Genomic DNA, 9,167 nt, shown 5'->3' on the forward strand with positions numbered 1-9,167 from the left:
CCGCCGAAGCCCGCCGCCAAGCCGCCGAGAGCCGGGCGCAAGCCCACATCGCCCGCCACGCCGCCGAAGGCGCCCGGGTGGAGGCCGAACGCGCCAGGCTCGAAGGCGAAAGGGTCAGGGTCGAGGCCGAGCGCGCCAGGGTCGAGGGCGAACGGGCCCGGCAAATCGGCGAGAAGGCCCGCGAGGAAGCGGCGCGCCAGATGGTCAAGGCCCGCGCCCAGATGGCGCAGGGCGCCGTGCAGATGCGCAAGGGCGCCCAACAGATGCGCGAGGAAGCCGTCCGCCTGCGCGACCCCGCCTATCGCGCCAAGCAGATCGAGGACAACCGCGCTCGCGGCGCTACCGTCACCGACGCGGAACTGCGCGCGCTGTCCCAGCGCCTGCCGTCCCAGGCCGACGACCTGGATCGCCAGGCCGACCGGCTGGCGGAGCAGGCTCGGAAATCGAGCTAGGCGGGCGGCTTACAGGCCGCACACCATCCCTTTTCAGCCGTCATTCCCGCCCTGAAATGGCGGGGATAGACCATTGCAGACAGTGTCCCCCGCTCGGCGCTAAGAGGCGCAAGGTGACCGCATGTCCGAGGAACTGTCGCGACCATCGACTCGAGAATCATTCTCATTTCGAATTGAGATTCATTCTCATTCGCTGTAGGGCGACCATCTAGGTTGGTCACTACGGAGTCGGGTTGTGGGTATGGGCAGCGTGTCGGCGGTTTCCATGGCGACGCTGATCAGCGTCGCGGGCCTTGGCGGGTTTAGTTGTGCCTGGGCGAACGAGGCGCCGACGGCGGTGGCCGAAGCGGACGATCCGTTCCTGGTCATCGTCACGGCCCGCGCCCGTCAACTCTATCGGACCAATGAAACCACCAGCGGCAAGCTGGCGACCGCGCCGCTGGACTCCAGCCTCAACATCCAGGTTCTGAACGCCGAGCTGATCCGCGACCAGGGCGCGCGCGACGCCCAGGACCTCTATCGCAACATCGCCGGCGTCAGCCTGTTCTCCTATGCCGGCGTCACCGCGCGGGGCTTCCGTCAGGAGGAGATCTTCTTCGATGGCCTGCGCGGCGACCCCTATGTCGCCTTTTCGGTGCCGCAGCTGTTCAATGTCGAGCGACTGGAGTTCCTCAAAGGACCGGCTGGCATGCTGTATGGCCCCGGCGCGCCGGGCGGCCTGTTCAACTACATCACCAAGACGCCCAAGGACGCGTTCTCGGCGCGGGCCACGGCGGTGGTCGGGACCGAGGCGCGCAAGGGTGGGTCGGTCGAGCTTGAAGGCTTCCTGCCGGGCGACAAGGCTCCGGCGACGCGCGTTGGCGTGTTTTACGAGGACCGCAACACCCCGCGCCGCAATTCCGGCAGCGAGGTGCTGATCCTCGACGGCGGGATCAAGACCGATCTCGGCCCGGCCGCCCTGACGCTGCAGGCCACCCGCTATGAGCAGAACCTGCAGGGCAATCGCCTGCGTGGCGTGCCCACCGACAATCTGGGCCACTTCCTCGCCGACCGCCGCTGGAACCACAACGAAAAGAGCGACTTCCTCGACCTGACCGCCAATGTGCTGCAGGCGCGGGTGGAATGGCCGGTCAGCGAGGACCTGACCGTCGATGCGGGGCTGCGCTATTCGGAAAGCCTGGAGCGCCAGCAATATCACGAGCCCCGCGGGCTGACCGACAGCAACCGTGACGGCGTGCTGGATTTGTCACGCCGCGAGTTCCGCGACCAGGAGCGCGACCTGGATCAGCTGAGCTTCGGCGCCAACGCCGTCTGGTCGCGCGACTTGGGCACGGTGCGCAACCGCGTTCTGGTCGGCGTCGACGCCTATCGCAGCGAGCTGATCAACAACAATCGCCCCTCGCTGCTGGGTGGTTTCACCGCCGTGGCGGGCCTGCCCGCCCCGCTGAGCCTGACCCATCCGGTCTATGGCGTCACCGATCCCAAGACCTACAACCTCAAGCCCCGCGTGCGCACCTCGGCCATCCAGGAGCGGTCGGGCGCCTATCTGCTGGAAGAGGCGACGATCGGGCCGTTCATCGCCACCGCCGGCGTGCGTTTTGACCGCTATGAGGACCAGTCCGACGCCAGCACCTTCGAGGATGAGAAGGCGACCTGGCGCGCGGGCCTGGTCTGGCGCGCCCGTCCCGACGTTTCGGTCTACGGCCAGTGGGCCCAGAGCTACGAGCCGCAGAGCGTGTCCAGCCAGGACCCGCTGGCGGGCGGGCCGTTCGCGCCAACCGAGGGCGAGATCCTGGAAGGCGGCGTCAAGACCGAGCTGCTGGGCGGCCGCCTGCAGTCCACCATGGCCATCTACCGGATCGTCCGCAGCAACATGCTGCAGAACGATCCGCGCGGCGACGTCGATGGGGATGGTGTCGATGACCTGGTCGCGTTCGGCGAGGTGACCAGCAAGGGGGCCGAGGTCGACCTGGCCGCCGACCTGACCAACAACTGGGTGCTGACCGGCTCCTACGCCTATAACGACACTCGCATCACCAAGACCAACGGCGCGACGGTGATCACCAACAGCGTCGGCGACCGCTTCGCCAACGCGCCCAAGCACAAGGCCGGTTTCTGGACCCGCTACCAGTTCCCCAAGCTTGGCCTGGCCCTGGCTCTGGGCGGCGACTATGTCGATGTCCGCACCTCGATCAGCGGCCAGAAGGTGCGCCCCTATACGGTGTTCGACGCCTCGGTGATCTACAAGCTCGGACCCTGGTCGACCCTGCTGCGCGTCGACAACCTGCTGGATGAAACCTACGCCGCCTCCGGCTTCATCGACCGCACCGGCCACTTCCCCGGCGAGCCGCGGTCGGTGTTCCTGGAAGTATCGCGGGAATGGTAAGCGTCGAGCGCGGCCAGACGGCGGCGGCGCCTCGGCGCGCCGCCAAGCCCAAGGCCTCGCGCCTGTGGTGGAGCGTCCACCAGTGGGTGGGGCTGAAGCTGTCGATCCTGCTGGGTTTCGTCTTTTTGACGGGGACGATCGCGGTGTTCAGTCACGAGATCGACTGGGCGCTGCGGCCGGCCATGCGGGTCGATCCGGCGACGGTCCACGGTCCCCTGGCCTGGTCGGCGGCGGCTCGCAATGTCGCGGCTCTGCACCCCAAGGCCAAGATATTGCTGCTGGATGCGCCGATCGACCGGGGCTTTGCCCTGACCGCGACAATTCAGAAGCCGGACGGCGTGCGCGCCTTTGTCTATCTGCACCCCTCGACCGGAGCGGTGCAGGGCGAGGGGCCGTGGGTCGGCGCCCAGCGCATCCTGCGCAACATGCACCGCCACCTGAACCTGCCCACCCCGATCGGCGTGCCGATCGTCTCGGCCCTGTCGATCCTGTTGCTGATCAGCGTCGGCACGTCCTTCGTAGTCTACAAGAAGTGGTGGCGGGGCTTCTTCAAGCCGGTCCGCTGGCGCGACGCCCGCACGGCCATGGGCGACCTGCACCGCTTGGCGGGCTTGTGGAGCCTGTGGTTCGTGGCCCTGATCGGCGCGACGGGCCTTTGGTATCTGGCCGAGAGCACCGTGGCCAAGGCCCCGCCCTCGCCGCGCGCCAAGGTCGCCGCCGTCAAGCTGGACACCCGGAAGCTGGCCGATCGGCTGGAGACCAATCTCGACGCGGCCCAGACCGCCTATCCCGGGCTGCGCATCCAGCGCATCGCCTTTCCGACCGGCAAGGTCGGCGCCTTCCAGTTCGCGGGCCAATACAAGGCCATTCTGGTGCGTGAGCGGGCCAATGTGGCCTGGACCAACCCGGCCACCGGCGCCGTCGTGCTGCTGACCGACGGGCGCGATCTGAACGCCCACCAGCGCATCTCGGAAATGGCCGATCCCCTACATTTCGGCACCTTCGGCGGGGTATGGACCAAGCTGATCTGGTTCGCCCTCGGTTTGTTCCTGACCGCGCTGGCGGTGTCGGGTGTGGCGATCTACGCCTTGCGACTGTCGCGCGAAAAGCGGGCGTCTGCCGTTTGCACGACGGCGTGGCGCGGCATGGGCGCCTGGCGCTGGCCCGCCCTGGCCGGGATCGGCGTCGCTCTGGCCCTACTGCCGGCGTTGTTCGCCGCCGCAGGCGGCGACTAGGCGCTGAGGCCTACCGCATCGGCAAAGGCGGGTTGGCGCGCCACACCCCCGCCCTTGCGACAGGCAGGGGGGCCGCCCTTGTAGCGGGAACGACGGAGGAATTGGGGACAGCGCCTGATGAGACTGCCGCACGCCCTTTCTCAGCCCAGCCGCTTGATCGCCGCCTTCAGGGGCTTGGCGGCGTCGAAGTAGTCCTCCCAGGCCGTGCTCCTGGCGATCAGGTCGGGGGCGGTGCGGATCGTGTATTTCGTCGGGTCCAGCCCGGCCTTCACCTGGGTCCAGTTCAGCGGCATCGACACCGTCCCGCCGGGCCTGGCCCGGGCCGAGAGCGGCGCGACGGCGGTCGAGGTGCGGTCGTTGCGCAGGTAGTCCAGGAAGATGCGGCCTTCGCGCGCCTTCTTGCTCATGGTGATCAGGTACTTGTCCGGCGCATCGGCGGCCATGCGGGCGCAGACCTCGCGGGCGAAGGCCTTGGCCTGGTCCCACGGGACCTTGTCGGAGAGCGGCGTCACCACATGCAGGCCCTTGCCGCCGGTGGTCTTGCAGAAGCTGACCAGACCCAGCTCCTCCAACCGGTCGCGGATTTCTCGGGCGCCGGAGATCACGTCCTCGAAGGTGACGCCGGGCGCGGGGTCCAGGTCGAAAACCAGCCGGCCGGCCACCTCCGGATCGCCGGGCTGGCAGTTCCAGGGGTGGATTTCGACGGCGGCGATCTGGGCGGCGGCGATCAGGGCCTCGACCCGGTCGAACTGGATGTAGGGCTGTTTGTCGCCCTTCACGGTGGTGAGTTCGATCAGCGACGACATCCCGCGCATGGCGTGACGCTGGAAGAAGGTCTCGCCGCCGATGCCGTCCGGAACCCGGATGATCGAGGCCGGGCGGCCCTTCACATGGGGCAGCATCCACGGGCCGACCGCTTCCATGTAGCGGGCCAGGTCGATCTTGGTCCCCGGCGCGCCGTCGACATCGGGCCACAGCGGCTTGTCGGGCTTGGAGATCGTCACGCCCAGCACGATGCTGTCTTCCTTGGCGGTGACGAGCGTCTGGGACTTCGGCGCGGTCTTGGCCGGTCCTTTCGCCGCCTTGGGCGTCGGCTCGGCCAGTTCGGCGCTTTCGGCCGACGCGGGGACCTCGGCCTCGACCTCGGCGGCGGGCTTGTCCTCGCGCAGACCCTTGAACGCCGCCTGGCGGATCGCGCCGTCGCCGGTGAAGCCGGCATATTCGATCTCGGCCACCAGTTCCGGCTTCACCCAGTGGATATTCTCGGCGCCGCGCGGCGCGTTCTTGCCTTCGAACGGCGAGGTCTTGGTCTCCAGCGCCTTCAGACGGGGCAGCAGCTTGGCGACCTTGTCGCGGCCGAAGCCCGTGCCGATCCGGCCGACGTGGGCCAGCTTGCCGTCGCGATAGACACCGGCGATCAACGAGCGGAAGGCGCTGCCCGTCGTGGTGTAGGCGCCGATCACCACCTCGTGGCCGGCCCGGCACTTGGCCTTGGTCCAGGTCTCGCTGCGGCCCGAGCGATAGGGGGCGTCCAGCCGCTTGGAGATGATGCCCTCCAGCTCCAGCTTGCAGGCCGACAGCAGCACCGCGTCGCCGGCCGTCTCGAAGTGGTCGACGAACCGCAGGCGCGGCTCGTCCGGCCCCATCATCGCCTTAAGCCGCGCCTTGCGCTCGCGCAGCGGCAGGTCGCGCAGGTCCTCGCCGTTTTCCGCCAGCAGGTCGAAGGCGAAGAAGATCAGGTCGCCGCTGTCGCCGTCCGACAGCGCCGCCTGCAGGGCGGCGAAATCGGGTTGGCCGGCCGCGTCCAGGGCCACCACCTCGCCGTCCACGATGCTGTCGGGCAGGTCGGCGGCGACGTCGGCGATCGCGCCGAACTTCTCGGTCCAGTCCAGGCCCTTGCGGGTGCGCAGGGTGGCGCGGCCGTCCTCGACGCGCAGTTGGACGCGATAGCCGTCGAACTTGATCTCATGCGCCCAACCGGGGCCGACCGGAGGACGGTCGACGGACTTGCAGAGTTGGGGCTCGATGAACTCGGGCAGCGCGGCGGGCTTGGCCTTGTTCTTCGGCACGGCCTTGGGCTCAGCGAAGGTCCGCGTCTCCTCCGCTTCCTTCTGCAACGCCTCCCGCTCGGCCTTGGTCCGCGAGGTCCACACCGCGTCCTTCTCGCCCTTGGCCTTCAGGATGAACGGTTTGGGCGCCTTGCCCTTGCCGGCGGCGATGTCGGCCATGGTCCGGCCCGAGGCGATCGAGGCGTCCTCCTCCAGAACCAAGGCCCCCTCGCCCGGCCGCGCGGCGTCGTCCTTGTGCTTGATCAGAAGCCAGTTGGAGCGCTTGCCCCCTTCTTGTCGCTTGGGGCCGTCTTTTGCGTTGCGGTCCCAGTTCATCCGCACCAGCACCCACGAGCCGTGCAGGCGCTCGCCCTCCAGCACGAACTTCAGCTCGCCCCTCTTCAGCGCCTTGGCCACGTCCTCGAAGCCCGGCTCCGGCGACCAGTAGCCGCGGTCCCACAGCTGCACCGTGCCGCCGCCGTACTGGCCCTTGGGGATGGTGCCCTCGAAGTCGCCATAGTCGAGCGGGTGGTCCTCGACCTCGACCGACAGCCGCTTGTCGGCCGGGTCCAGCGACGGCCCCTTGGTCACCGCCCACGACTTCAGCACCCCGTCGACCTCCAGCCGGAAATCGTAGTGCAGCCGCGTGGCGTCGTGCTTCTGGATCACGAACCGGGCGTGCGGGGCCGAGGCGACGGCCGTATCGCCGCTGGGCTCGGCGGTCTTCTGGAAATCGCGCTTGCGACGGTATTCGGCGAGCTGTCCCTGGGCCATGACGAGGCTCCCTTCCTGACTGGGAGGAAGGCGCTTGGACGGCGGGCGGTTCCCGCTCAAGTCCCGGCCTCGAACCGCCTGACCAGCGGCTTGGGCGCCTGCAGCCGCCAGGCGTCCGTCAACAGCGCCGTCAGTTCGTCCTCGCCCACCGCGTCCAGTCGCACCAGCACCGCCGGATAGCCGCGATAGTGGTCGTCCTCGAAGAAGACCTCGGGCGCGGCCTCCAGCAGCAGGGCCTTCTTCTCCGGCCGGCAGCGCACGGCCAGGACGCCGGGCGCGGCCTCTCGCCGCCCCTTGGGCGTGGCTCGCGCCAGGTACGGCCAGGACAGACCCTTGCCGCGCACCGAGAAGGTCAGCGACTCCCCGCATTCGCCCGCCTCGACCTCGGGCAAGGCCATCATCGCGCAGCGGATCTTGGCAGGATCGATCATGGGACCGGATGAAATCCCGATGACGGGGGCATGACAATCCATTGCCACCGGTGTCGCTGGCCGATTGTCAATGACACCGGTTTCCATTATGCACGACCAAAGCCCGTCGAACGGGACTGTAGTAGCGCGAGGGAGGATTCGCGGCGTGACCGTTTCCGAGGCCGAGAGCGAGGTGTTCGCACCGGCGTCCATCGCCCCACAATTCGTCGAAGCGCGTCTCAAGGGCGTGTCGGTTCCCGGCTATCCGGGCGGCGTCCTCCCCCAATCCATGGCCCAGGGCTATGCGGTCCAGGACCTGGCCATCGACATGTGGCCCGACGAACTCGTGGGCTGGAAGGTGGGCCTGGTGCCCCCGCAGCACCGCGAGCGCCTGGGCGCCGAGCGCCTGGCCGGCTGCATCTTCAAGTCCAAGGTCTGGAACGCGGGCGCCGAGCCTACGCCGTTCCGCGCCATCGCCGGCGGCTTCACCGCCGTCGAGGCCGAGTTCATCATCCGCCTGGGCAAGGACGCTCCGGCCGACAAGACCGACTGGACCGCCGAGGAAGCCGCCGAATACGTGGGCGAGCTGATCGTCGGCGTCGAGATCGCCGGCAGCCCGCTGGCCACCATCAACCAGCTGGGCCCGCCCATCGTCGCCTCGGACTTCGGCAACAACGACGGCCAGATCCTGGGCCGGGTGATCGAGAACTGGCGCGACATCGCCTGGGAAGACATGCCGGCCGAAACCTTCATCAACGGCGTGTCGGTGGGCAAGGGCGGAGCGTTCTCGATCCCCGGATCGCCCCTGGCGGCCCTGGCCTTCCTGCTGGGCCATGTCGCCTCGCGCGGCCGGCCTCTGAAGAAGGGCATGCTGGTCACCACCGGCGCCAGCACCGGAATCCATGACATTGCGGCCGGGGACACGTCCCGCGTAGACTTCGGCCCGTTCGGAAGCGTCGCCTGCGTCGCTGTTCCAGCCTAACGATCGAAAACCGGCGGGGGCGTCGGAACAACTACAAGCCTAAAGGGTGAGGATGTGACGTCCATGGACGCTCCAACGATGCCGGCTCCGTCTGCGAAGATCGGGCGGTACAGGTGGGTGATTGTCGGCCTGCTGTTCCTGGCCATGGTGATCAACTATGTCGACCGTCAGACGATCGGCCTGCTGAAGGCCGACCTGTCGAAGGAATTCGGCTGGGACGAGACCCATTACGCCGATCTGGTGTTCTACTTCCAGCTGGCCTACGCCGTGGCGTACCTGGCCTGGGGCAAGATCATGGACAAGATCGGGGCCCGCTGGGGCTTCGGCATCGCGTTCCTGATCTGGCAAGGCGCTCACATCGCCCACGCCCTGGCGCGCGGCTTCAGCGGCTTCGCCTTCGCCCGCATGGGCCTGGGCATCGGTGAAGCCGGCGGCTTCCCCGGCGGCATCAAGGCCGTGGCCGAGTGGTTCCCCAAGAACGAGCGGGCCCTGGCCACCGGCATCTTCAACGCCGGCACCAATATCGGCGCCATCGTCACCCCGCTGGTCGTGCCGGGCATCGTCCTGGCGTTCGGCTGGCAGATGGCCTTCATCGTCACGGGCGTCGCCGGCCTGGTCTGGCTGCCGCTGTGGCTGATCGTCTATCGCCGCCCGCGCGAGCAGAAGCGCCTGTCGGCCGCCGAACTGGCCCACATCGAGCAGGACCCGGCCGACCCCGTCGAGAAGATCGGCTGGGCCAAGCTGCTGACCAAGAAGGAAACCTGGGCCTTCGCCCTGGGCAAGTTCCTGATCGACCCGATCTGGTGGATGTTCCTGTTCTGGCTGCCCGACTTCCTGGGCAAGCGTTACGGCCTGGACCTGAAGTCGTTCGGCCCGCCGC

6 protein-coding genes and 1 pseudogene are annotated in these 9,167 nt (G+C 68.3%); 5 read left to right on the plus strand and 2 right to left on the minus strand.

Going from position 1 to position 9,167, the window contains the following annotated elements; genetic code table 11:
* From WAL33_RS10385 to WAL33_RS10395, 3 genes and pseudogenes are all read left to right on the plus strand, one after another.
* Positions 1-452 (plus strand): annotated as a pseudogene (locus WAL33_RS10385) (peptidase M56); the annotation flags it as partial.
* Positions 453-717: 265 nt separating this feature from the next.
* The gene (locus WAL33_RS10390) at positions 718-2,838 is read left to right on the plus strand and encodes a TonB-dependent siderophore receptor (protein WP_422181077.1); all 2,121 of its coding nucleotides are present in this window, start codon (positions 718-720) and stop codon (positions 2,836-2,838) included.
* Positions 2,832-4,073: a PepSY-associated TM helix domain-containing protein gene (locus tag WAL33_RS10395; protein ID WP_422181079.1), complete on the plus strand. Its 1,242-nt coding sequence runs from the start codon at positions 2,832-2,834 to the stop codon at positions 4,071-4,073. The genes WAL33_RS10390 and WAL33_RS10395 overlap by 7 nt, the downstream gene beginning before the upstream one ends.
* Before the next feature lie 140 nt (positions 4,074-4,213).
* Here WAL33_RS10395 and ligD read toward each other — a convergent pair whose 3' ends face one another.
* Positions 4,214-6,895 carry a DNA ligase D gene (ligD, locus tag WAL33_RS10400; protein ID WP_422181081.1) on the minus strand — a complete coding sequence of 894 codons (2,682 nt, stop codon included), beginning with the start codon at positions 6,893-6,895 and terminating at the stop codon, positions 4,214-4,216.
* 56 nt (positions 6,896-6,951) lie between these two features.
* Positions 6,952-7,326 (minus strand): MmcQ/YjbR family DNA-binding protein, encoded by a 375-nt coding sequence (locus WAL33_RS10405; RefSeq protein WP_422181083.1) that lies wholly within the window; start codon positions 7,324-7,326, stop codon positions 6,952-6,954.
* Between the two features lie 145 nt (positions 7,327-7,471).
* On the opposite strand from WAL33_RS10405, the gene WAL33_RS10410 reads away from it, so the two are divergent.
* Positions 7,472-8,287 carry a 2-keto-4-pentenoate hydratase gene (locus tag WAL33_RS10410; RefSeq protein ID WP_422181085.1) on the plus strand — a complete coding sequence of 272 codons (816 nt, stop codon included), beginning with the start codon at positions 7,472-7,474 and terminating at the stop codon, positions 8,285-8,287.
* Between the two features lie 63 nt (positions 8,288-8,350).
* Positions 8,351-9,167 (plus strand): MFS transporter (locus WAL33_RS10415; RefSeq protein ID WP_422181087.1); only part of this gene is annotated, 817 nt, incomplete at its 3' end.

It is taken from the genome of Caulobacter sp. (assembly GCF_049283275.1).
Taxonomy (GTDB): domain Bacteria; phylum Pseudomonadota; class Alphaproteobacteria; order Caulobacterales; family Caulobacteraceae; genus Caulobacter.

Bases quoted from the DNA above. Each gene is read 5' to 3' on its own strand.
- WAL33_RS10405 (WP_422181083.1), bottom strand. From the start codon at position 7,326: ATGATCGATCCTGCCAAGATCCGCTGCGCGATGATGGCCTTGCCCGAG.
- WAL33_RS10395 (WP_422181079.1), top strand. From the start codon at position 2,832: ATGGTAAGCGTCGAGCGCGGCCAGACGGCGGCGGCGCCTCGGCGCGCC.
- ligD (WP_422181081.1), bottom strand. From the start codon at position 6,895: ATGGCCCAGGGACAGCTCGCCGAATACCGTCGCAAGCGCGATTTCCAG.
- WAL33_RS10390 (WP_422181077.1), top strand. From the start codon at position 718: ATGGCGACGCTGATCAGCGTCGCGGGCCTTGGCGGGTTTAGTTGTGCC.